The organism is Xanthomonas sp. NCPPB 3200, assembly GCF_056393585.1.
Genome location: NZ_CM150785.1, coordinates 3,365,372 through 3,388,104, shown reverse-complemented (window position 1 = coordinate 3,388,104; position 22,733 = coordinate 3,365,372). Strand labels below are relative to the sequence as shown.

Here is a 22,733-nt window from a genome sequence, read left to right as displayed (position 1 = left end):
GGACGAATATCAGAACTTCTGGGTGTAACGCATGTAGTAGAAGCGACCCGGGATTTCGTACTGCGGGTCAAAGCTATTGGCAAACGCCGTGGCAGCCTGCGGCGGATCGCGGTCAAAGGCATTATTCACGCCAACAGTAACGCGCGCGTTCCACGGTGCCTTCCAGTACGCGGCCAGATCGGTGTAAGTCACGCTGGGGACATGATTACGCGGCGCTGCACCTGCAGCGGTCACACGATCCGGATCCGAGCACAGCAGCGCCACGTTCGCCGGAGTCGCCACGTTGGCGCCGGTGCAGTTTTCGACCTGCGAGCTGTAGTAGCGCATGGATGCCGAGCCGCCGACGTCGCCCAATTCCCAATTGAGCATCAGGTTGGAGCGGATGCGCCAGTTGTTGTCACGGGCCGAGCCGCCACGGTACAAGCCAACGCGGGTTTCCGGGTCCTGCAGCGGCTTCTCGACCACGAACTTGCTCATGTAGGTCGAGTCCCACACCACGCTGAAGCTGCCCCACGCGGTGTCCGGCAGGCGATAGCCCACGGTCAGGTCGTAACCTTCAGCCTCGATTCTTGCGATGTTGTTCGGCACTGCCAGCAGATTCGACACTTCGCCAGTAGGTTCGCGCTGAATCAGCGAGCAAGCATTGGCGATGCCTGCCAAATAGCAGCTGTCCAGGGTTTCCTGCACGGTCTGCGTGTCGATCGCATCTTCGATCTCGATGTTCCACCAGTCCAGCGAGATATCCAGACCAGTGACCCAGCTCGGGCTGAGCACAAAGCCCAAGGTCTTGGACGTCGACGTTTCCGGCTGCAGGTTGGGGTTGCCGCCAGTAGCGGTACGCACCTGCGGGTTGGCCTGAGCGTAGGCTGGCACTGCGCCGCACGAACCCGGACGCGTTCCGTTGACGGAGCCATCGCTGAAGGAGCCTGCGCAAGGATCACGCACGTCTTCGAAGGTATCGCTTACGCCCTGGAACAGCTCGTTGATCGACGGTGCGCGGAAGCCCTGCGACCAGTTACCACGGATCATCAAGTCGGTGATCGGCTTCCAGCGGAAACCAAACTTGCTGTTGGTGGTGTCGCCGAAGTTGCTGTAGTCCGAATAACGCGTGGCCAGACTGAAGTCCAGCAACTGTGCGCCCGGCAGGTCAGCCAGCAGCGGCACGGCGAGTTCGAGGTAGGCTTCGTCCAGCTTGTAGCCGCCATTGGTCGCGGTACGTGCGTTGCCGGTGGTGTCACCGGAGTTGATCAGCGCGTCCGGATCGTCAAAGCCCGACTCTTCACGGTGTTCAGCGCCAAAGGAGAATGCAAATGCACCTCCCTGCAGGTCGAACAGCTCGCCGCCGATGTTGCCGAAATAGGTCTTCTGCTCGTACCCATAGAGGTCGTGTGCATTGAAGCCAGCGTAACCCAGCATTTCCGGGGTCAACGAGCCCGGGCCGCTCAACATGTTCATCGGCACGCAGCCGTCGATCGTGCTGGCAGCGGTACCGCAGCGTGCTACACCGCCAGCGTCGACAAACGACGGGCCAAGCGCGTTACGCAGTGCAGAAATATTGAACAGGCCGGTGGTGCGATCGGTCTGGTCATTCTTGCCGTAGAACATCCCGGCTTCCCAGCTGAAGAAACGCTGGCCAACTTCGAAATCACCCTCGAATGCGCCGCTAAACCCGAACGTCTTGACGTTCTGGGTGAAGATGCGACCGCCGGTCTCTTCGGCGCGGTACTGGATGTAGTCGATATCGCGGCCGGTGTTGTTGTAAATGTTGTTTGCCGAAATAACGATATCTGCGCCGTTGGTGCCGGGCGCAGAGCGACCAAGAACGACCGGCATCGGTGCCAGGATCTGGCTCGACTCGCGCTCGTTGTAGGTCACCGTGGTCTTGAAGCGCACATTGTCCGTGATCGACAGGCCAGCGTCGGCGAATACCGACTTGCGCTCCTGCGGGGTCACCAGATAGTTAGCCGGCGCAAAGTTGTAGCTGTCGGCTGCAGTGTAGTTGCGCGAGGTCGTACCACCGTTATTGGTGATGGAGAACCCAGGCGTTCCGTTGAAGCGCGTTGCGCCAAAGGTGGGTGTGCCAGTGGCGCTGGTGCCGGTCGGCCCGAAGATGCCGAAGCGACCGCCAGGAATCGTGGTGCTGTTGCCGGTGCCGGCAACGGCGCCGAACACCGGGACCGACGAGATTTCGCGATCACCTGCCCAGACTGGCTCTTCTTTGACGTAGCCAACGCCCAACGTGGCGTGCCAACGATCGCCAGTGGAGCCGATGGTGAAGTCGTAGGACTCACGGCTGCCGTCGCCCTTGTCGTACTGACCGAAATAAGCATTCGCTTCGGCGCCATCGAAGTTCTGGCGCAGAATGATGTTGACCACGCCGGAGATAGCATCGGAGCCGTAAATCGTGGAGGCGCCGTCCTTCAGGACTTCGATGCGCTCGACGGCAGCAGTCGGAATCGTGTTGAGGTCTACTGCGCCGCCCAGGCCGGTGCCGCCGACCCAACGACGACCGTTAACCAGCACCAGGGTGCGGTTGGAACCGAGGTTACGGAGGTTGACGCGGGTTTCGCCGTTGCCGCCATTGTTGACGTTGCTGTTAAGCGCCGAACCACCCGAGCTGATGTTCTGGATCACGTCGCCGATCGAGGTCAGACCCTGCGATTCGATCTGCTGGCGGCTCATGGTGAAGACTGGCTGCGACGTTTCAACGTCGGCGCGCTTGATGCGCGAGCCGGTCACTTCGATCTTGTCGAGGTTGGTGGTGCCGGCTTCCTGAGCGATGGCGGTACCGGTACCGCCGACGCCCACGACAAGCGCGAGGACGACTGCATCGCGCAGCTTGTTGGACTTGCAATTCATTAGCTCTCTCTCCAAGTGATCTTGGGTACTGCCAAGGGTTGTTTGCCTGTCGGGGGTCCGAAAGAAGCGGATCCAAAACGTCAGGGTGAACCGATGGTATATGCGTTATGCGAGAAATTAAAGTCCCGTTAACGAAAAAGAAGAAAGACGTGAAAGGCTGCCGCAGGCCGGGTGCTGGAACGCAAAACGCCACCGGCTGCAAGCCGGTGGCGTCAGGTAAAATAGTTTAAAATCAATTACTTAGAGGTCTTGCTCATACCGAACGTACGGGATCGTACCGTCGCTGTTGCTCTCGTTGCTCGGCGCAAACGGGTTCTTGCCGCGGGAGATGACGTTCTCTGCGCCGACGGTCAGCTGGCCGCTCCAGGGGGTGCGCCAGGTCAGACCCAGGCCCAGACCTTCCCACTTTTCCGGCTGGCCGGGGACGTCGACGACGCGGCCGATGACGTTGGCGCTGAAGGCACCGTAGCCGCCTCCGACGCTCAGGGTCTTGCTGTCCCACTGGTCGGCGATCGCCGGCGAAACGTCGGCCAGCGGTACCAGGCGCGCGCGCGCATAGGTGCCGCCGATCGAAACGAAGCCTTCGCGGCCGATGTTCTTCTGCCCGAACACGGTCAGGTCGTTCTGTTCGACGCGGGTCAGCGGTGCCTTGCCGGCGCCGATCAACCAGGCCGGCAGGGTATCGCGGCCGGTACCGGCAGTGACGCCGGCGCGTGCGCCGCCACGGTTGAAGCCCAGGGTTGCCGACACGCGGCGCGATGCGGCGGCGCTGTCTTCTTCGTCATCGCCGATGCCTGCGAGCAGGCAGTGGCTGGCGAGTCCGTTGATGTTGGTGCCGCGGCTGCTGTTGCAGATCAAGCCCAGCGAATCGCCGGAGGTCAGGCCGAACGCCGCGTCCAGCGAGTTGCGGCCGAAGTGCCAGCGTGCACCGGCCCTCTGCTCGCCGGTGGGCTCCAGGTACAGAAAGGCTTCGACCTTGCCGCTGCCCTTGTTCCACACCGGCAGGATGGTGCTTTCACGTACCTGCTGGGTCGACTGCGCATGCACACCCGTAGCCGCCGCAAGGGCAACCATCAGAGCAAGCGGAAGGCGCAGTAGGTGTCGCATACCAGAGTTCAGACCCAGCGGCAGTTGTTAAGTTCCCGGAAGCGGGCAGTCGGAATGCTAGGGTGTTTATGATTATTTAACAAGTACTCACGATCCCCGGATCGCACCTGTCAAACCTTTCTACTGCAACCGTTCCGGCGCCTCCTGCAGGGGGCGCGCCTCGCTGAAAAGTACGTCCAGTGCGGTCAACGGAAAGTGATACTCACGCCCACAGAACTCGCAGCGGACCTCGACCTCGCCGGTCGCCTCGGCAGCGGCACGGGCCTCGTCTTCGCCCAGGGACTGCAGCATCGAGGCGACCCGCTCGCGCGAGCACGAGCAGCCGAAGCTGAGCGGCTTGCTGCCCAGCAATTGGGTGTCTTCCTCGTGGAACAACCGGTGCAGCAGGTCCTCGCTGGCGACCGAGAGCAATTCCGGTGCGCCCAGGGTGTCGAACAGCGCGCCGATGCGGGTCCAGCCATCGGTGTCGCCTTCGTCGCCGGGCAGCTTTTGCAGCAACAGGCCGGCGGCCTGATCCGGGCCGGCGGCCAGCAGCAGGCGGGTCGGCAGTTGCTCGGACTGCTGGAAATAAGTTTCGAACGCTTCGGCCAGATCCGGCGCCTGCATGCCGACCAGGCTCTGGTAGCGCTGCGGTTCGCGCGGGTCCAGGCCGGGATTCTCGATGGTGATGGCCAGCAGCGCGGCCTCGCCCAGTTCGCGCAGGTCGGCGGGCGCATCGGCGCCGTCGGCCAGCTGCACGATGCCGCGCAAGGTGCCGGCCGCGGTGCATTCGGCGAACAGGGTGCGCAGCGTCTGGTTGCCGCGCAGCTGCACCGACAGACGCCCGTCGACCTTGGTGTGGCCGGTGAACAGGGCGGCGGCCACCGCCGCCTCGCCGAGCAACTGGCGTGCGGCGGGCGGGTAGTCGGCGGCCCCCTGGATGTCGTGCCAGGCCTGGGTCAGGCGGACATGGACGCCGCGCACGCCGGCAGCAGGCAGCAGGAAACGGGAAAGCTGATCGTGATCGGTCATGGGAACATCGGACGTAAGGGACGCCGGTTGCCGGATAATGCAACGAGCATCGGGATGAAAGGTCGTAGCGAACAATGGGGACGGATGCATTGGATGGCAAGCAGGTGGCGCCACCGCGGCGCGCGCGGCGCTGGCTGTTGGCAGCGCCGCTGCTGTTTGCCGCTGCGAGCGTGCTGCAGGTACTGGTGCTGCGGGTGATCGATCCGCCGATCAGCAGCATGATGGTCGGGCGCTATCTGGAAGCCTGGGGCGAGGGCGACTGGGATTTTTCGCTGCACCAGCAATGGCGCGACTACGACAGCATCGCCGCCAGCCTGCCGATTTCGGTGGTGGCCGCGGAGGATCAGCAGTTTCCGGTGCATCACGGCTTCGACCTGCAGGCGATCGAAAAGGCGCGCGATCACAATGCGCGCGGTGGACGCGTGCGCGGGGCCAGCACGATCAGTCAGCAGGTCGCCAAGAACGTGTTCCTGTGGCAGGGCCGCAGTTGGGTACGCAAGGGCCTGGAGGCCTGGTACACGGTGCTGATCGAGTTGCTGTGGCCGAAGCAGCGCATTCTGGAGATGTATCTCAACGTGGCCGAGTTCGGTGACGGGGTGTATGGCGCGCAGGCCGCTGCCCGGCAGTTCTGGGGCAAGGACGCGGCCGGGTTGTCACCGACCGAGTCGGCGCGCCTGGCGGCGGTGCTGCCCTCGCCACGCCGCTATGACGCGCGTCGTCCCGGCGCCTATGTGCAACGGCGGACGGCATGGATCCAGCGGCAGGCGCGCCAGCTGGGTGGCCCTGCGTATCTGCAGGCGCCGTGAGCATGCGCACGTCCGGACCCGTGCAGCTGCCGGTGGCAGGAGACCGCCTGACGGTGGTGATTGCAGCCTATAACGAGGAGACCAGCATTCCACAGCTGCACCCGCGCCTGTGCGCAGTGCTGGCGGGCCTGAGTGGGGTGCAGACGCATGTGCTGTATGTCGACGATGGCAGCAGCGACGGCACCTGGAGCGTGTTGCAGGCACTTGCCGATGCCGATGCGCAGGTGAGTGCGGTGCGGCTGTCGCGTAACTTCGGCAAGGAGGTCGCGATTTCTGCAGGCCTGGACCATGTGCTGCCCGGTGCGGTGGTGCTGCTCGATGCCGATGGACAGGACCCGCCGGAGTTGATCCCCGAGTTCGTCGCGCTGTGGCGCGCCGGTTACGACAACATCTTCGGCACGCGGATTTTTCGCGAGGGCGAGAGCTGGCTGAAGCGCAGTGCGGCGCATGCGTTCTACCGGGTGATCCGGCAGTTGTCGCGCACGCCGATTCCGGCCGACACGGGGGATTTCAGGCTGTTGTCGCCGCGGGTGGTGGAAGCCTTGCAGCAGCTGCGCGAGCGCCACCGTTTCATGAAGGGGCTGTTCGGTTGGGTCGGGTTTCGCCAGGTGGCATTGCCGTACCGGCGTGCGCCACGGCTGTCGGGGCGCAGCAAATTCACGGTGTGGCGGCTGTGGAACTTCGCGCTGGATGGCATCACCAGCTTTTCCACCGTGCCGCTGCGCGTGGCGACCTATCTGGGCTTGCTCACCGCGCTGGTGGCATTCCTGTTCGGTGGCTGGGTGGTGATCAAGGCGGCGCTGATGGGCGACCCGGTGGCCGGCTGGCCGACCATGATGTCGGTGATCCTGTTCCTGGGCGGCATCCAGCTGATCGCCCTGGGCCTGATCGGTGAATACCTGGGCCGCTTGTACGACGAGGCCAAGCAGCGTCCGCTCTACCTGGTCGATACCCACTGCGGCGCGGTGGGAGTAGGCTGCGACCACCAGACCAAGCGCGGAGCGGGCCATGCAGACCGTACGACAGCTGTTGGGGACCAAACAGGTTGAGGTATTCGCGGTAGCGGCAGACGCTGCAGTGATCGAGGCGATCCGCCTGATGGCCGACAAAGGCATCGGCGCGGTGTTGGTGATGGACGGGCCACGCCTGGTCGGCATCGTGTCCGAGCGCGATTACGCGCGCAAGGTGGTGCTGCGCGATCGCGCCTCATCGACCACCAGCGTTGCCGACATCATGAGCACTCAGGTGGTGACAGTGTCGCCGTCGGACACGGTGGAGCGCTGCATGCAGTTGATGACCGACGGACGCTTCCGGCATCTGCCGGTGGTCGACAACGGCCGCGTGCAGGGCGTGATTTCCATCGGTGATCTGGTCAAGGCGGTGATCGAGAACCAGCAGCGCGATATCGATCAGTTGCAGCGTTACATCGCCAGCTAGGGCCGTGCCGGCTACGTTCCCTGCGTTTTGTCTTGAACGACGCTGCTGCTCGCAATAGCTTGAGGAGTGTGGCGAGCCGATAGATCAGCTTTGGAGCGTTTGATCTGTGGCCTGGTCGCAAGGCCCTTGCCCGCCCACCATCGCAGGACACGCCGCAAGTACGTCCTTGTAGGCTCTTACGCGGCATCCATGCCGCGTAAGGTCCCGCGACGGTGAGCGGGCAAGGACCCGTCGAGAAGGTCGGTCTGCATGGTGCAAGCAGTGCAGGCCGTGCGGTCGTTCGAGGACTGCGGTCTGATCAGTTCCTGTTGATCCGGCCATCACTGCAGGTTTCGGGATCACTGCATCCGACAATGCACTTGCATGCAATCGACATCTTGCCTTTATCGCTACAGCGGTCGACAGGTTTGCTGACGGCGCAAGGTCGTGCAGTGAGCTTACTTTGCGAACTTGCCGCCGCAGTCGCTGTCCTTGCCGGGGCCCGGTTCGAAGGTTGCGAGCAAGGCGGCGGGTGGAGCGATCATGCCCAGGCCGACCGCAAGCGCGCCGCGCAGACCCAATGCCTTGAAGTCCGGACGGAAGGTCGGGTCCTTGAAGCTGCCGCCGATCCGCAATGGCGAGCGCAGGCTCAGGATGCTGCGATCTTTCGGGCGTGGGCGCAGCAGCAGGTCCAGCGTCTCGTCCTTCAAGCTGATGCTGCCTTCGCCAATGATGATGGTGTCGGTGCTGTCGAAGGCCAGCGCACGCGATTGCATCAGGCCGTCCTGTACGCCGAAGTCGCCGAAGATGCAGCGCACCGGAATCTGGCGGTCCTTGGTGACCAGATACTTGAGCGACTCGGCGATATCCAGCCCGGCCAGCTCCATGATCAGATTGCCGACATGGCCGCGGCCCATGCCCACGCCGATCGTGCCGTCGGCGGTACCGAGCATCGCGCCGATCGAGTTGCCGCGTCCACGCAAATCGAATTCGCCACCGATGGCACCCGAGGCCTGCTTGGCGAGGGCAGTATCGGGGAAGAGTTGATCCAGCCGGATGCCGCGAAGACCTGCCTTGAGGTGCGTGGTGATCACCTCACTGCGCGCATCCATGCGGATGATGGAGCGGATATCGCCACCGGCAACGCCGAAGTTCAGCGGGTCCAGCTGCAGCAAGCCGTCCTTCAATGTCAGCGAGGCATCCATGTCGTCCAGCGGCCACGATGGCGCATTGATGCGCTGCGCGCGCCAGCGTACCTGCGCATCCATCGCGCGTAGCTTCGACAAGTCGTACGGGGTGCTGGGGAGCACGCGTGCACTGGCTGCGAGCTGTGCCGCCTGTTTTTTCTGTTCGGCATTTGCCGACTCGTCCGCGCCGGTCTTCGGTGGCGCGCCGACGAAGCCCGCCAGGTCATCGAAGTCCAGGCGTTTGGACGCCAGATCGGCACGCAGGAACGGACGCTTGTTACGCAGGTCCACTTCTGCAGTGCCCGACAGATCGCTGTCGCCGGCGGTACCGGTGAACTTTTCGTAGCGCCAGAGCTGGCCGTTGCGGCGCAGACGGCCGTCTAGCTTGTACGGCGGCGTCGACGGCATGGCCACGCCGGTCAGCGGATACAGATCCTGCATGTCCTGGCCGCTGAGCGCCATTTGCAGATCGAAGACCTGGAACTGGAACGGGTTGGTCAAGGTGCCGCGCACGTGGGTGCGGGTGGCGCCAGCACTGCCGCGCAGATCGATGCGGAATGGGTGCTCGCTTTGGCTCAGTTCCAGCGGCGAGGCAGTATTGCCCTTGAGCGTAAAGGGATAGCCCTTCCAGCGGCCCTTGCCGTCGATGCCGATCGGCGCTGCACGTTGGTCGCTGCTCGGTGGTGCGAGGCTGTTGATCGCTACATCCACGTTCGAGCGATTGGCTGCATCGATGTACTGCAGGCGCCCGTTGTTCACCAGCAGGCGGCCAAGGCGCAGCATGGTGCCATCGCCACTGTCCTGATCGAATACCCAGTTGCCGGGATGGGTGTCGTCGCCGGCTTCCAGCAAGAGGGTTGGGTGATCCAGGCGGATTTCCGGTAGACGCACTTTGCCGCGCAGCAGTGGCCACAACTCGACATCGATCTCGGCCGAGTTGAGCTCGGCCATCGGCCCGCGCTTGGACCATGCTGCGTTCGCCAGGCTCAGCCGATTGCCGCGCACGGTGGTCGTGCGGCCCAGCTTCACGTCCAGATAACCGAGATGGAACTGGCGACCGGTCTTGGCGCTGACCACGCGCTCGACCGGACCGCGCAGCCAGTTCCACTGGAACAGCAGCACGAAGATCACCACGGCGGCAGCGACGATGGCAAGCCCGACCAGCCAGCGTCGACGACGTGGGCTGGGGGGCGATGGTGCAGCTGAGGTGTCGGTCACGTTCTTCACGCGGGCCATGGTTGGCGATGCCTCGTGCACGGCGCGCGAACGTGCCGCAGATCGCGTCTCACATCACCTGCGCAATCACCGCAACGAAGTGACAGGCACTGCCGGCCAGTACGAACAGATGCCAGATCGCGTGGAAATAGCGCTGGGTGTCGCGTTGGTAGAAATACGTGCCAAGGGTATAGAAGAGTCCGCCGGCCAGCAGCCAGCACAGAGACCAGGTATCGACCGAGCGCAGCAAGGGCTGGATCGCCACCACGATCAGCCAGCCCATCGCCAGATACAGCACCGTCGACAGCAGGCGGAAACGACCGGTGAAAAACAGCTTGAAGACCACTCCGGCGGCGGCGATCGTCCAGATCGCGGCGAACAATCCCCAGCCCCAGGAGTCGCGCAGATTGATCAGCGTAAACGGGGTGTAGGTACCGGCGATCAACAGATAGATCGCGCAGTGATCGAGCACCTGTAGGCGCGCCTTGGCGCCCGGGTGCGGGATGGCATGAAACAGCGTGGAGGCAACGTATAGCAACACCAGGGTGGCGCTGAACACGATCGAGGTGGCCAGTTGCCAGCCGTCGCCATAGACGGCGGCCAGCGTGATCAGCACCGAGCCACCGGCCAGTGCGGCAATGGCACCCAGGCCGTGGGTCACGGCGCTGGCTATCTCGTCGCGCAGGTCGGTCGAGGGGGAGGCGTCTGCGTTCATGCCAAAAAGGTACCGCAATTGCGAGCAATTCGCATCGCCGGCAAGTGCGGTCGCAGGCGCCGGTTCAAGCCGCGGTCAATCGATCGCCTTGGCATGCGCGTGTTCGCGCGTGGCAGAGAAGCGCACGTCCGGCGCACGTTCCTGCGCCAGCTGCAGGTTCACACGCGTCGGTGCGAGATACACCAGCTGGCCGGCCGCGTCGATGCCCAGGTTGCCGGCGTTTTTCTCGCGGAACTCCTCCAGCTTCCTGGCGTTGTCGCAATGTACCCAGCGTGCGGTGGTGACACTGACCGGCTCGAAGATCGCATCCACGCCGTATTCGTCCTTGAGCCGGTAGGCCACCACGTCGAACTGCAGCACGCCTACCGCGCCGAGGATCAGATCGTTGCTCATCAACGGCCGGAAGAACTGCGTGGCGCCTTCCTCGGACAGCTGCGCCAGGCCCTTTTGCAGTTGCTTGAGCTTGAGCGGGTCGCGCAGGCGTGCACGCCGGAAAAGCTCCGGTGCGAAGTTGGGAATGCCGGTGAACGACAGCGATTCGCCTTCGGTGAAGGTGTCGCCGATGGAGATGGTGCCGTGGTTGTGGATACCAATCACGTCGCCCGGCCAGGCTTCGGCGGCGATTTCGCGGTCGGAGGCCATGAAGGTCAGCGCGTTGGCCAGCTTGACGTCCTTGCCGCTGCGCACATGCAGGGCCTTCATGCCGGCGGTGAACTTGCCCGAGCACACGCGCATGAAGGCCACGCGGTCGCGATGCTGCGGGTCCATGTTGGCCTGGATCTTGAAGACGAAGCCACTGAGCTTGGCTTCGGTCGCCTCGACCCGGCGGCCGGTGGTGTCGCGCGCCTGCGGCGGCGGTGCGTGCTCGACGAAGAAATCCAGCAGCGGTTGCACGCCGAAGTTGTTGACGCCCGAGCCGAAGAACACCGGGGTCTGCTGGCCGGCGCGATAGGCGTCCAGATCGAATGGATTGCTGGCACCCTGCACCAGTTCCAGCTCGTCGCGCAGCTCGGCCAGCATCTGCGTGCCGATCTTTTCGGCAAGGCCGGGCGCATCCAGCGACGGGAAGATGGTCGAATCCTGGCGGGTGAAGTTGCGGCCCTGTTCGTACAGGTGCACCTCGCCGGTGATCAGGTGCACCACGCCCTTCAGGCGCTGGCCCATGCCGATCGGCCAGGTCACCGGCGCGCACTGGATGCCGAGCACGGTCTCGACTTCATCCAGCAGATCGATCGGGTTCTTGCCCTCGCGATCGAGCTTGTTGATGAAGGTCATGATGGGGGTGTCGCGCAGGCGGCAGACCTCCATCAGCTTGATGGTGCGTTCTTCCACGCCCTTGGCGACGTCGATGACCATCAGCGCCGAGTCCACCGCGGTCAGCACCCGATAGGTGTCCTCGCCGAAGTCGGCGTGGCCGGGGGTGTCGAGCAGGTTGACGATCTTGCCCTCGTACGGGAACTGCATCACCGAGGAGGTGACCGAGATGCCGCGTTCCTTTTCCAGCGCCATCCAGTCCGAGGTGGCGTGACGGGCGGCCTTGCGGCCCTTCACCGAGCCGGCCATCTGGATCGCACCGCCGAACAGCAGCAGCTTTTCGGTCAGCGTGGTCTTGCCCGCATCGGGGTGGGAAATGATGGCGAAGGTGCGGCGGCGCGCGGCTTCGTTGGAGACGTCGGACATGGGCTGAGCGCGCCCGGTCGGACGCCTGCGGAAACTGAGGAAGCCGGAGATTATAGCGACTTCGCTGCCGCCGGCTTCTGTGGCTCTGGTACGGGGCTTTCCGGTCGGCAGGCCGGCGCTCCCGGCCGCCGCCTTCACGGCGCCGGCGAGGGGAACTGCAACTCGCCCTGCGGGCCCAGCATCCGGAATGGCAACGAGATCAGGCGCATTTCCGCGTTGCGCTGGAGCGAAAAATGCAGGTGCGGGGCCGTGCTGAAGCCGGTACTGCCCGAGGTGCCCAGGCGCTCGCCGATGCGCACCACCTGGCCCGGGCGTACTGCCACGCCATCGGGCGCCAGGTGGGCATAGATGGCCATGCTGCCGTCGGCGTGCAGCACCCGCACCAGGTTGCCGGCGCCGGCGGCCTGGTCATGCGGGCTGCCTTCGCTCACATCGCGCCGCACCTCCATGACCGTGCCCGCGCGCGCCGCCAGCACCGGCGTGCCCTGCGGCAGCGCGAAGTCCACCGCGTACCAGTTGGGCGCATCGGTATGGCTGAAGGCCCCGCCAAAGCCCTGGTCCACTTGGATCGGCGCATCGCGGAACGGGAGCTGGTAGCGCACTTGCTGCTGTGGGAGGGCCTGCGGATCGCCGGGCACCACGTCGAGCTTGAGTCCAAGCCCACCCAGGCTGCGCTGGTTACTGACCGGATACAGCCGGGCGAGCAGGCGGCGCTCGTGCGCAGCCAGTTGCACCGTCAGCGGCAACTGCGGCACGGCCCGGTAATCCTCGCTGGGCGGTGCGCTCAGTTGCACCTGTGCGGGCCCGGCCAGCGGGTTGCTGACCCAGGCCAGGTAGGCCGGCGCCTGCCATTCCAGTTGCAATGAGGGGCCGGTGTCGGGCGATGCGGGCGCCGTCCGTGCCGCTGCGACTGATGGCGAGCTCGCAGCCGTGTTTGCGGCACCGGGCCAATGCCAGCGTTGCTGCGCGTCGGCGGACGCGGCGTACGCCAGAAACGCGATGAAGCACTGCCGGGCGAGGGCGGGCAGGGCGCTGCGAGACACGTGGTCGGGCACGCGATCGGCTCGAACGAAGGAGCCTCAAGTATGCGGTCCATCACAGGCCGCAGTGGTATCGGATGAAAATATATCTTTCCATCCGCATGAAGAGATTGACACCGCAAAAAAGTGGTGGCATCTTGGCTTCACCATCGAGACCGGCGGAGGGACAGGCCCTTTGATGCCGGGGCAGCCAGCGGAGCGCGCAAGCGCCCGCGTTTGGTGCCAAATCCTGCGGGGACCTCCGCGTCCGCCGAAAGATGGTTCGAATCGTGCCTTGCGCACGTCGAACGCGAGCTCCCGCGAAGCTCGATGGCCGATCCACCCCGGATATCGCCATGAGCCTCGTGAATACAGCATCGCCATCACCGACCGATTACGCCGAGACACCCGCCACCACCGATGACGGCTTGATTGCCGTACGCGGCGAGCGTGTCATTGCCTTGCCGATGCGCCATGCCGGCATGCGCGAGCTGCGGCTGCGCTATGAACTGATCGGCGCCGCCAACGCGCCGGTGGTGTTCGTGGCCGGCGGGATTTCCGCGCATCGCCATCTGGCCGCCAGCGACCTGTTCCCCGAGAAGGGCTGGGTGGATGGCCTGGTGGGTGCCGGCCGCGCGCTGGATCCGGCATCGCGGCGCCTGCTGGCGTTCGATTTTCTCGGTGCCGACGGCACGCTGGATGCGCCGATCGATACCGCCGACCAGGCCGATGCGATCGCCGCCCTGCTGGATGCGCTGGGTATCGCGCGTTTGCACGGCTTTGTCGGCTATTCGTACGGTGCGCTGGTCGGCTTGCAGTTCGCGACCCGCCATGCCGCCCGTGTCGGTACCCTGGTTGCGGTCAGTGGCGCGCATCGCGCCCATCCCTATGCCGCCGCCTGGCGTGCATTGCAGCGCCGCGCGGTGGCGCTGGGCCAGCTGCAATGTGCCGAAAACCATGGGCTGGCGCTGGCACGGCAGTTCGCCATGCTCAGCTACCGCACCCCGGAAGAATTCAGCGAGCGCTTCGACGCGCCGCCGGAAGTGATCAATGGCCGCGTGCGCGTGGCCGCCGAAGACTACCTGGATGCCGCCGGCGCGCAGTACGTCGCGCGCACGCCGGTGACCGCCTACCTGCGGCTGTCCGAATCCATCGACCTGCATCGCATCGACCCGGCCCAGGTGCGCGTGCCCACCGTTGTCGTTGCGGTGGAGGGCGACCGCCTGGTGCCGCTGGCCGACCTGGTCAGCCTGGTCGAAGGGTTGGGGCCGCGCGGCAGTCTGCGCGTGCTGCGCTCGCCGTATGGCCACGACGCCTTCCTGAAAGAAATCGATCGCATCGACGCGATCCTCGCCACTGCCCTTCGCATCACCGGAGAAACCGCATGAGCTTTCGTGACCCCGCCGACGCCCCCTGTACCGCCGCTACCGCCGCCGTCCGCGCCGGCATCGATCGCGACACTGCCTATGGTGCGGTGACGCCGCCGATCGTGCTGTCGTCCAACTTCTCCTTCGATGGTTTCGGCAACAAGCGCCAGTACGACTACACGCGCAGCGGCAACCCGACCCGCGATCTGCTCGGCGAAGCGCTGGCCGAGCTGGAAGGCGGTGCGGGCGGGGTGATCACCTCCACCGGCATGGGCGCGATCAACCTGGTGCTCAATGCGTTGCTGCAGCCGGGCGACACCCTGGTGGTGCCGCACGATGCCTACGGCGGCAGCTGGCGCCTGTTCAACGCGCTGGCCAAGAAGGGCCACTTCGCGCTGATCACCGCCGACCTCACCGACCCGCGTTCGCTGGCAGATGCTTTGGCGCAGTCGCCCAAGCTGGTGCTGATCGAAACCCCGTCCAACCCGTTGTTGCGCATCACCGATCTGCGCTTTGTCATCGAGGCGGCAAAGAAGGCTGGCGCGTTGACCGTGGTGGACAACACCTTCCTGTCGCCGGCGCTGCAGAAGCCGCTGGAGTTCGGGGCGGACCTGGTGCTGCACTCCACCACCAAGTACATCAACGGCCACAGCGATGTGGTGGGCGGTGCGGTGGTCGCGCGCGATGCCGAACTGCATCAGCAGCTGGTGTGGTGGGCCAATGCGCTGGGCCTGACCGGTTCGCCGTTCGATGCCTTCCTCACCTTGCGCGGTCTGCGCACGCTGGATGCGCGCCTGCGCGTGCATCAGGAAAACGCCGACGCCATCGCCGAGCTGCTGGACGGGCATGCGGTGGTCAACCAGGTGTATTTCCCCGGGCTGGCTGCACATCCGGGTCATGCACTGGCCGCGCGTCAGCAGAAGGGCTTCGGCGCGATGATGAGTTTCGAGCTCGACGGTGGCGAAGCCGCAGTGCGCGCGTTTGTCGATGGCCTGCGTTATTTCACCCTGGCCGAGTCGCTGGGCGGTGTGGAAAGCCTGATCGCGCATCCGGCCTCGATGACGCATGCGGCGATGACCGCCGAAGCCCGCGCTGCCGCCGGGATTTCCGATGGCCTGCTGCGGCTGTCGATCGGCATCGAGTCTGCAGAAGACCTGTTGATCGACCTGCGCGCCGGCCTGGCGCGTGCCGAAGCGACGCTGACCAGCGCAAGCCGCAAACAGGTCGACGCGTGAGCACTGTGCTGCCTGTTTCGCGCCGCGCTTCGGCGGCAGCGGTGACGCCGACACCACGGCTGGCCTTGCTGGGAACCGGGACGGTGGGGCGCGCGTTCGTGGCGCGCTACACTGCGCTGCAGGAGCGCCAGCTGCAGTTGCCGCGCTTTGACTGGTTGGCCAACTCGCGTATTGCCCACGATTGCGGCACCAGCGCCGCACAGGCCTTGCAACAGGCCAATGCCGCGCCGCGTGGGCAGGCCGTGCTGCAACCCTGGGCGGAAACCACCGCCTTGCGTGCCGGCGATGTGCTGGTGGATGCGACCGCCAGCGAGGTCGTTGCCGACTGGCATGCGGAATGGCTGCTGCGTGGCGTACACGTGGTCACTGCCAACAAATTGGGCCAGGGCACTGCGTTGTCGCGCGCACAGGCCTTGCACGCGGCGCGTCACGCCAGCGGTGCGCACTACGGCGATAGCGCCACCGTGGGGGCGGGGCTGCCGGTGCTGAGCAGCGTGCGCGCACTGGTGGCGGGTGGCGACCATATCCACTCGATCGAAGGGGTGTTGTCCGGATCGCTGGCATGGCTGTTTCATCGCTACGACGGTACCGGCGCATTTTCCGATTGCGTGCGTGAGGCGATGGCGGCCGGCTATACCGAGCCGGATCCGCGCATCGATCTGTCGGGCGAGGACGTGCGGCGCAAGTTGCTGATCCTGGCGCGCGCGGCGGGCTGGCAGCTGGAAGCCGAACAGGTGCATGTGGAATCGCTGGTGCCGGCAAGCATTGCGCGGTTGCCGCTCGATGCCTTGGATGCACAACTGGGCGCGCTGGATGCGGTGGTCGGCGCGCGCTGGCAGCAGGCACGTGCCGCGGGGCGTTGCCTGCGCTTCGTCGGCCGTGTGGACGCACATGGTGCCAGCGTCGGCTTGCGCGAGTTGGCGCTGGATCACCCGCTGGCCGGCGGCGCCGGCACCGATAACCGTGTCGCCATCAGCAGCGATCGCTATCGCCAGCAGCCATTGCTGATCCAGGGGCCGGGCGCGGGTGCCGAGGTCACGGCGGCGGCGTTGCTGGATGATGTATTGCGGATTGTGGCTGGGTAGCCGGTTAAGGACATGGAGAGGCGCCGGCGCTCTTTGAGCGCGGCTGTGGGGCGCGCGCTGTCGATTGGATCGCCACGCGTGTTGATGGCCTGCCGACTGCTCTGCACCTTGCAAACGGCTCAGCTGCAGCTCGCCCTTGCGCAAGCTGCAGCTTCCGAGGATGCGTTGGTCATGCCAATCGCACCGCCGCTGGCATTGCTTACGGCGCAATCGCCTTCAGTAATGCGGCATTGAACCGTGTCGGGTCCTGCACCTGCGGCGAATGTCCGAGATCGGCGAACTCGACGAGCTTCGCGTTCGGAATCGCCGCGGCCGCACGCTTGCCCAGCTTGGTGTAATCGCCGACACGCGCCTTGACCTCGGGCGGTGCGGTGTCCTTGCCGATCGCGGTGCGGTCCTTGAGACCAATGAACAGCGTGGTCGGCACGCTGAGTTTGGGCAGTTCGTACACCACCGGCTGATTGAACACCATGTCGTAGGTCAGTGCCTGGTTCCAGGCAACTGCCTGCCGGCCGTTACCCAGCGACATGCCGGCCTGCATGCGCGCCCAGCGCTCGAACTCGGGTTTCCACTGGCCGGCGTAGTAGACCTCCATCTGATACTTCTTGATGCGCTCGAAGCTGATCTTCAATTCGTTGTCGTACCAGGCATCGACGCTGCGCCACGGAATGCCTTCGGCCTTCCAGTCTTCCAGGCCGATCGGGTCGACCAAGGCCAGGTGCTCGGTGGCCTGCGGATACATCAGCGCGTAACGGATGGCGAGCATGCCGCCCATCGAATGGCCGACCACCACCGCACGTTCGATACCCAGCTTCTTCAGCAGCGCCTGGGTGTTGTCGGCCAGTTGCGCGAAGGAAAACTGATAGGCGGCCGGCTTGCTGGATTTGCAGAAGCCCACCTGGTCAGGCGCAATGACGCGGTAGCCGGCGGTGCTCAACGCGGCAATGGTCTGCTCCCAGGTGGCGGCGCAGAAGTTCTTGCCATGCAGCAGCACGGCGGTGTGCCCGTTGGGTTTGCCGGTGGGCGCGACATCCAGGTACGCCATTTCCAGCGGCTGCCGTTGCGAGGTAAACGCAAAGGTCTTGACCGGATAGGGGTAGTCGAAGCCTTCCAGGCGCGGGCCGTAGCTGGCTTCCTGTGCCATCAGAGGGCCGCAGGCCAGGGCCAGGGCGAGAGTGCAGGCAAGCTGTCGCATCGCGATCTCCGTCGGAATCCAGCGTCAGACGGTACATGGCGGCATGTGGTGGGGACGTACAGCACTGGCATGCGACTGCATCGGCGGGCGCTGCCGTTGGACGCATTGCCCAGTTTCGCGATGCCTGGAGAGTGACTGCAATACATGGCGCGGCCCGGGGCCGCGCCCGGCTCAGCATTCGATAACGTTGACCGCCAGGCCGCCGCGGCTGGTTTCCTTGTACTTGTCCTGCATGTCGCGGCCGGTGTCGCGCATGGTCTTGATGACCTTGTCCAGCGACACCTTGTGCTTGCCGTCGCCGCGCATGGCCATGCGGCTGGCGTTGATCGCCTTGACCGCGCCCATTGCATTGCGTTCGATGCAGGGGATCTGCACCAGGCCGCCGATCGGGTCGCAGGTCAGGCCCAGGTTGTGCTCCATGCCGATTTCGGCGGCGTTTTCGATCTGCCCCGGATTGCCGCCCAGCGCGGCGACCAGGCCGCCGGCGGCCATCGAACAGGCTACGCCCACTTCGCCCTGGCAGCCGACCTCGGCGCCGGAAATGGAGGCATTTTCCTTGTAGAGGATGCCGATGGCCGCAGCGGTGAGCAGGAAGTCGAAGATGCGCTGCTCGGATGCGCCGGGGCAGAAGCGGTCGAAGTAATGCAGCACCGCCGGGATGATGCCGGCCGCGCCGTTGGTGGGCGCGGTGACCACGCGGCCACCGGCCGCGTTTTCCTCGTTGACGGCCAGTGCGTAGAGATTGACCCAGTCCAGTGTGGTCAGCGGATCGCGCATCGCCGCTTCCGGTTTGGACGACAGTTCGCGATACAACGCCGGTGCGCGCCGCGAGACGTTCAGGCCGCCCGGCAGCGTCCCTTCCTGGCGGATGCCGCGCTCCACGCAGGACTGCATTGCCGCCCACAGCTCGCGCAGACCAGCGCGAATCTCGTCCTCGCTGCGCCAGCTCTTTTCGTTTTCGAACATCAGCGCGGCGATGCTCAGGCCGCTGCGTGCACATTGCGCGAGCAGTTCGTCACCGCTGAGGAAGGGGTAGGGCAGCGGCGTCTCGTCGGCCACGATGCGGTCGTCGGCGGCATCGTCCTGGTTGACCACGAAGCCGCCGCCGACCGAGTAGTAGTCGCGCGTGGCGATCACCGCTTCATCGGCATCGTAGGCGGTGAAGCGCATGCCGTTGGTGTGGTAGGGCAGCTTCTGCCGCTTGTTCATCGGCAGGTCGCGTTTTTCGTCGAAGGCGATGACGTGCTGGCCCATCAGGCTGATGCGCTTGCTGGTGCGGATGCGCTCCAGCGTGGCCGGGATGATGTCCGGGTCGATCAGGTTGGGGCGGTGGCCTTCCAGGCCGAGCAGCACGGCCTTGTCGGTGCCGTGGCCGCGGCCGGTCAGGGCCAGCGAGCCAAAGACCTCGGCGCGGATGCGCACCACGTCCTGCAGGCGGCCGGCATCCAGCAGCCAGCGATGCACGAAGCGCTCGGCCGCGCGCATCGGCCCCACGGTGTGGGAGGAACTCGGACCGATGCCGATCTTGAACAGGTCGAACGTGCTGACAGCCATGCTTGCCGGAGAGGTGAGCGTAAAGGCGGCTATTCTAGTCGCTCGGCGCTTGCGGCACGGCTGCAGCGCAGCATGGGAGCTCCCGATGGCCTTGATCCTGTACCAGCGCGACGATTGCCACCTGTGCGACCAGGCCGTGGAAGTGCTGGCGCAGGTACGCGCAGGCGAGTTCGGAAGTGTCTTCATCGACGGCGATGCGGCGCTTGAGGCCGCTTACGGGGAGCGCGTGCCGGTGGTGGGCGATGCGCACGGGCGCGAGCTGGATTGGCCATTCGACAGCCGGCGGTTGCGCGAGTGGTTGAATGCCGGCACGCGATGAAGCGGCGTGTTCGCCTCCGGTGCGCGCCATATTTTGGATCTGGAGTGGCTGAAAACGACTTCGTGCCGGTCTGGTGCGGAGCGGATGATCTGGGCCTTCGCTGCAAGGCGGCCGATCTGCTGCTTGGCTGCCGGCACCCTCGCGGGACACGCCGCGAGTACGTCCGTGTAGGCGGTGGGCGGACAAGGACCCGTCGAGCTGGTCGGTGTGTATGGTTTTCAACAACACAACCGGCATCTGTCTGGTGAGGGCACCGCGCCTTCAACCGACTCAGCGTTTGACCTCGGCTTTTGACTGCATCCAACAAGATGGGGCTAACAAACGAATCGTGTCGGCCGCCCGTTCAAGGTGTCAGCCGTATTGATTCAATGACACCACTGCTGCTCGCAGGGCACGCCATCGTGGTCGCCGTCCATCGTTGTGTCGGGGCAGTTGCGCAGCACCCAGGTGGCATCGTCGCAGGAGGTCATCTGCGAGCAGTGTTTGCGCCCGCCGCAGCTGTAGTGCGGCGTGGGTGCGGGTGTGGCCGACGTTGTGCCTGCCGCTGCAGCTGGCGTTATTGCTGGAGAGCTCTGGAGCGCTGCGCGGTCTGGCTGCGTCCTGTTTGCCGGTGCCCGTTCCGTAGCTGCTGACGCAGTTTCAGTGGGAGCAGAGCCTGGCATCAGCGTGTCCCGATTGAGGTATGCATAGCCGCCAGCACCTGCCACAAGCAGCAGCAATATGACCTTGCCCAGCCCGAGCGAGCGACGGGTCGATGGTGATCGCGCTGCCGCATGCTGCCGGCCTGCGCCACGTCCGGCTGACTGCGCGCCAGCGCGCATCACGCGCACTGCCTGCCGTCGCCCATCCTTGCCTGGTTCGATCTCGAAGGAAATCAGCTCGCCGATGCGTGGTGCGTCCGCGCTGCGGGGAAACGCTGAAATGTGCACGAACAAATCATCCCCCGGCTGCGCCGGCGTGATGAAGCCGAAGCCGCGATCGGTGTTCCAGCGGGTCAACGTTCCGTGTGCGCGCATCGCCAGCGTCCGTTAGGTGAGTGCCGAGTCTAGCTGTCGCGCGGTGTCATCCGGCCGTCAGGCACAAAAAAACGGCGGACCCGACGAGGTAGTCCGCCGTTCAATGGCCGCGTCCGGTTGCGGCCGGTGGCGTTACTTCGCCTTGAACACGACCTTGGTGCTGATCGCGGTTTCGTTGGGAATGGTCTTGGTATCGGCCCAGTCGCCGCCGCCGACGCCGAAGTCCAGTCGCTTGACCACCGCCTTGCCGGCCAGCACCGGCTGCGCGCCGGGTGTCCAGGTGAAGGTCAGCGTGACCGGCTTGCTGACGCCGCGCAGTTCCAGCGTGCCGTCGGCCGCGTACTGGTTGCCGCCGAGTGCGCGGAACTTGTCGGCGCGGTAGCGCGCGGTGGCGAACTTGGCGACGTTGAAGAAGTCCGGCCCCTGCAGGGTCGAATCGCGGTCGTTGTTGCCGCTGATGGCACTGGCCAGCGGGATGCGCACATCGAGCTTGGCGCCGGCAAGATTGGCCGGGTCGAAACTCAGCGTGGTGTCGAAACCGGGGAACTTGCCGGTAAACACTTCACCGTCGTACTTGCTGGCAAACACCAGCGACGAGCCGGGCGCCTGCACGTAGTCGGCAGCGAGGACCGGGGCGGTGGCGAACGTGGCCACCAGCGAGGCGGCGACCAGCAGGGGAGAGGCGAACAACCTGGACGACATGGGGAATCCTTTAGGGTTTGGAAGAGAGCCAGCCACGCGGCAACATCCGCACCAAGGTGGCGTCACGCTGGAACAGGTGGTGGTAGAGCGCAGCGCCGGCATGCGCCAGCACCACGGCAATCAACAGCCAGAAGCCCCACTCGTGGATGAAGTGCGCAACCGCACGCAATTGTTCGTCCGGCGGGCTGAGCTTGGGCACGGCGAACAGGCCAAACCAGCGGAACGGGCGCAGCCCGCTGGTGGAGTCGTACAACCAGCCCGACAGCGGCATCGCAAAGATCATCGCGTACAGCAGCCAGTGGGTCAGCCCGGCGATGCGCTCCTGCCAGCGTGGGGTGCCGGCCACCGGCGGCGGCGCGCCCGCATAGAGACGCCAGCCCAGCCGGACGATCACCAGTGCCAACACGGTCAGGCCCACCGACTTGTGCGCGGTGTAGACCCAGAAGTATTTCGGTGTCTTGGGCAATTCGCCCATGGTCAGGCCGACGATGCCCAGCACCAGGATCAGCAGTGCGATCAGCCAGTGCAGGGTCTGGCTGACACCGCCCCAGCGTTCGATGTTCTTCAGGGTCATGCTCAGGATTCCGGGCTGGGCGCAGCGTCAGGGGCGGTGGGTGCGTTTTGGGGTTGCGGCGTGTCGTCGTCGGCGCGGCCTTCGCGCACGGCTTCGGCTTCGATGCGCAGTTCCACCGTATCGCCGATCATCGATTTCCACGCGTCGATGCCGAACTCCGCACGGCTCAGCGTGGCAGTGGCGGAAAACCCGGCGGTGCGGCGGAACGGCGGCAATGGATGGCGTTTGAGCGCATTGAGGGTGACGTCCAGGGTGACCGGGCGGGTGACCCCGTGCAGGGTCAGGTTGCCGGTGACCTTGGCGTGGTTCTCGCCGCTGGCTTCCACCTGCGTGGAGACGAAATGCGCGTCGGGAAAGCGCTCGGCGTCGAGTAGGTTGCGTGCCAGGGTGGCCTCGTTCCACTTGGCATCGCCCAGGTCGGTGCGGTGCAGCGGCACGGTCACGTCCAGCCGTGCCGAGGCCCAGTCGTCCGGATCGAACACCAGCGTGCCGCTGGTTCCGGAAACGGTGCCCAACGCCTTGGAAAAGCCGGCATGTTCGACCGCGAACAGCACCCGCGTGTGCACCGGATCCAGCGCGTAACGCACCGGCGCGGCGGTCGCGGCAAGGCTGGTCACGACCAGGGCGGGAAGCAGCAACAGGCGGGCGAGGGTTGTCATGGGCGGATTCTA

At 65.2% G+C, this 22,733-nt stretch carries 20 protein-coding genes and 1 riboswitch; of the genes, 7 read left to right on the top strand and 13 right to left on the bottom strand.

The features are described 5' to 3' along the window. Positions 1 to 9: 9 nt before the first annotated feature. The 3 genes from AC06DU_RS14785 to hslO form a co-directional block, all read right to left on the bottom strand. The gene (locus AC06DU_RS14785) at positions 10 to 2,859 is read right to left on the bottom strand and encodes a TonB-dependent receptor domain-containing protein (RefSeq protein ID WP_478202715.1); all 2,850 of its coding nucleotides are present in this window, start codon (positions 2,857 to 2,859) and stop codon (positions 10 to 12) included. Between the two features lie 240 nt (positions 2,860 to 3,099). Beyond that, positions 3,100 to 3,933, bottom strand: a complete 834-nt coding sequence (locus AC06DU_RS14780; RefSeq protein WP_024939250.1) for an XOO1806 family protein — start codon at positions 3,931 to 3,933, stop codon at positions 3,100 to 3,102. Between the two features lie 153 nt (positions 3,934 to 4,086). After that, entirely contained in the window at positions 4,087 to 4,977 is an 891-nt protein-coding gene (gene hslO, locus AC06DU_RS14775; RefSeq protein WP_024939249.1) for an Hsp33 family molecular chaperone HslO, read from the bottom strand. A 74-nt stretch (positions 4,978 to 5,051) separates the two neighbouring features. Between hslO and mtgA the strand changes: the two genes are divergently transcribed. From mtgA to AC06DU_RS14760, 3 genes are read left to right on the top strand one after another with little or no spacing between them, the layout of a single operon-like run. Further along, positions 5,052 to 5,783: a monofunctional biosynthetic peptidoglycan transglycosylase gene (mtgA, locus tag AC06DU_RS14770; RefSeq protein ID WP_478202714.1), complete on the top strand. Its 732-nt coding sequence runs from the start codon at positions 5,052 to 5,054 to the stop codon at positions 5,781 to 5,783. Positions 5,784 to 5,785: 2 nt separating this feature from the next. Beyond that, positions 5,786 to 6,832 (top strand): glycosyltransferase family 2 protein, encoded by a 1,047-nt coding sequence (locus AC06DU_RS14765; protein WP_102251543.1) that lies wholly within the window; start codon positions 5,786 to 5,788, stop codon positions 6,830 to 6,832. Next, the gene (locus AC06DU_RS14760) at positions 6,792 to 7,220 is read left to right on the top strand and encodes a CBS domain-containing protein (protein WP_065032624.1); all 429 of its coding nucleotides are present in this window, start codon (positions 6,792 to 6,794) and stop codon (positions 7,218 to 7,220) included. Before AC06DU_RS14765 ends, AC06DU_RS14760 begins: the two co-directional genes overlap by 41 nt. A 437-nt stretch (positions 7,221 to 7,657) precedes the next feature. Here the strand turns inward: AC06DU_RS14760 and AC06DU_RS14755 are convergent, their stop codons facing one another. The 4 genes from AC06DU_RS14755 to AC06DU_RS14740 form a co-directional block, all read right to left on the bottom strand. Further along, positions 7,658 to 9,622, bottom strand: a complete 1,965-nt coding sequence (locus AC06DU_RS14755; protein WP_478202713.1) for an AsmA family protein — start codon at positions 9,620 to 9,622, stop codon at positions 7,658 to 7,660. Positions 9,623 to 9,671: 49 nt separating this feature from the next. Further along, positions 9,672 to 10,316: a PAQR family membrane homeostasis protein TrhA gene (gene trhA / locus AC06DU_RS14750; protein WP_024939244.1), complete on the bottom strand. Its 645-nt coding sequence runs from the start codon at positions 10,314 to 10,316 to the stop codon at positions 9,672 to 9,674. Between the two features lie 75 nt (positions 10,317 to 10,391). Then, complete coding sequence (locus AC06DU_RS14745) at positions 10,392 to 11,996, bottom strand: peptide chain release factor 3 (RefSeq protein WP_024939243.1); 1,605 nt, start codon at positions 11,994 to 11,996, stop codon at positions 10,392 to 10,394. Positions 11,997 to 12,130: 134 nt separating this feature from the next. Next, positions 12,131 to 13,051 carry a M23 family metallopeptidase gene (locus AC06DU_RS14740; protein ID WP_478202712.1) on the bottom strand — a complete coding sequence of 307 codons (921 nt, stop codon included), beginning with the start codon at positions 13,049 to 13,051 and terminating at the stop codon, positions 12,131 to 12,133. Positions 13,052 to 13,179: 128 nt separating this feature from the next. Next, positions 13,180 to 13,300: riboswitch (SAM riboswitch) on the top strand. Between the two features lie 71 nt (positions 13,301 to 13,371). On the opposite strand from AC06DU_RS14740, the gene metX reads away from it, so the two are divergent. From metX to AC06DU_RS14725, 3 genes are read left to right on the top strand one after another with little or no spacing between them, the layout of a single operon-like run. Further along, on the top strand, positions 13,372 to 14,403 hold the full coding sequence (metX, locus tag AC06DU_RS14735; RefSeq protein ID WP_046343729.1) for a homoserine O-succinyltransferase MetX: 1,032 nt from the start codon (positions 13,372 to 13,374) through the stop codon (positions 14,401 to 14,403). Further along, positions 14,400 to 15,617: an O-succinylhomoserine (thiol)-lyase gene (locus AC06DU_RS14730; RefSeq protein ID WP_016902752.1), complete on the top strand. Its 1,218-nt coding sequence runs from the start codon at positions 14,400 to 14,402 to the stop codon at positions 15,615 to 15,617. Before metX ends, AC06DU_RS14730 begins: the two co-directional genes overlap by 4 nt. Further along, the gene (locus AC06DU_RS14725; protein ID WP_164741773.1) at positions 15,614 to 16,702 is read left to right on the top strand and encodes a homoserine dehydrogenase family protein; all 1,089 of its coding nucleotides are present in this window, start codon (positions 15,614 to 15,616) and stop codon (positions 16,700 to 16,702) included. The genes AC06DU_RS14730 and AC06DU_RS14725 overlap by 4 nt, the downstream gene beginning before the upstream one ends. Positions 16,703 to 16,901: 199 nt before the next feature. Here AC06DU_RS14725 and AC06DU_RS14720 read toward each other — a convergent pair whose 3' ends face one another. Both AC06DU_RS14720 and AC06DU_RS14715 read right to left on the bottom strand, forming a co-directional pair. Next, positions 16,902 to 17,897 carry an alpha/beta fold hydrolase gene (locus AC06DU_RS14720; protein WP_104609311.1) on the bottom strand — a complete coding sequence of 332 codons (996 nt, stop codon included), beginning with the start codon at positions 17,895 to 17,897 and terminating at the stop codon, positions 16,902 to 16,904. Positions 17,898 to 18,068: 171 nt separating this feature from the next. Beyond that, complete coding sequence (locus tag AC06DU_RS14715; RefSeq protein WP_024939240.1) at positions 18,069 to 19,451, bottom strand: L-serine ammonia-lyase; 1,383 nt, start codon at positions 19,449 to 19,451, stop codon at positions 18,069 to 18,071. Positions 19,452 to 19,536: 85 nt separating this feature from the next. Here AC06DU_RS14715 and AC06DU_RS14710 point away from each other — a divergent pair, with 85 nt between their 5' ends. Continuing rightward, the gene (locus AC06DU_RS14710; protein WP_478202711.1) at positions 19,537 to 19,770 is read left to right on the top strand and encodes a glutaredoxin family protein; all 234 of its coding nucleotides are present in this window, start codon (positions 19,537 to 19,539) and stop codon (positions 19,768 to 19,770) included. Between the two features lie 365 nt (positions 19,771 to 20,135). Here AC06DU_RS14710 and AC06DU_RS14705 read toward each other — a convergent pair whose 3' ends face one another. From AC06DU_RS14705 to AC06DU_RS14690, 4 genes are all read right to left on the bottom strand, one after another. Then, a complete protein-coding gene (locus AC06DU_RS14705; RefSeq protein ID WP_478202710.1) occupies positions 20,136 to 20,768 on the bottom strand; it encodes a cold shock domain-containing protein in 633 nt (210 codons plus the stop codon). A 150-nt stretch (positions 20,769 to 20,918) separates the two neighbouring features. Next, positions 20,919 to 21,488: a YceI family protein gene (locus AC06DU_RS14700; RefSeq protein WP_047126975.1), complete on the bottom strand. Its 570-nt coding sequence runs from the start codon at positions 21,486 to 21,488 to the stop codon at positions 20,919 to 20,921. A 10-nt stretch (positions 21,489 to 21,498) separates the two neighbouring features. After that, the gene (locus AC06DU_RS14695) at positions 21,499 to 22,062 is read right to left on the bottom strand and encodes a cytochrome b (RefSeq protein ID WP_054591487.1); all 564 of its coding nucleotides are present in this window, start codon (positions 22,060 to 22,062) and stop codon (positions 21,499 to 21,501) included. Between the two features lie 2 nt (positions 22,063 to 22,064). Beyond that, positions 22,065 to 22,721, bottom strand: coding sequence for a YceI family protein (locus AC06DU_RS14690; RefSeq protein WP_184577756.1), 657 nt, complete (start codon positions 22,719 to 22,721; stop codon positions 22,065 to 22,067). Between the last annotated feature and the right edge of the window lie 12 nt (positions 22,722 to 22,733).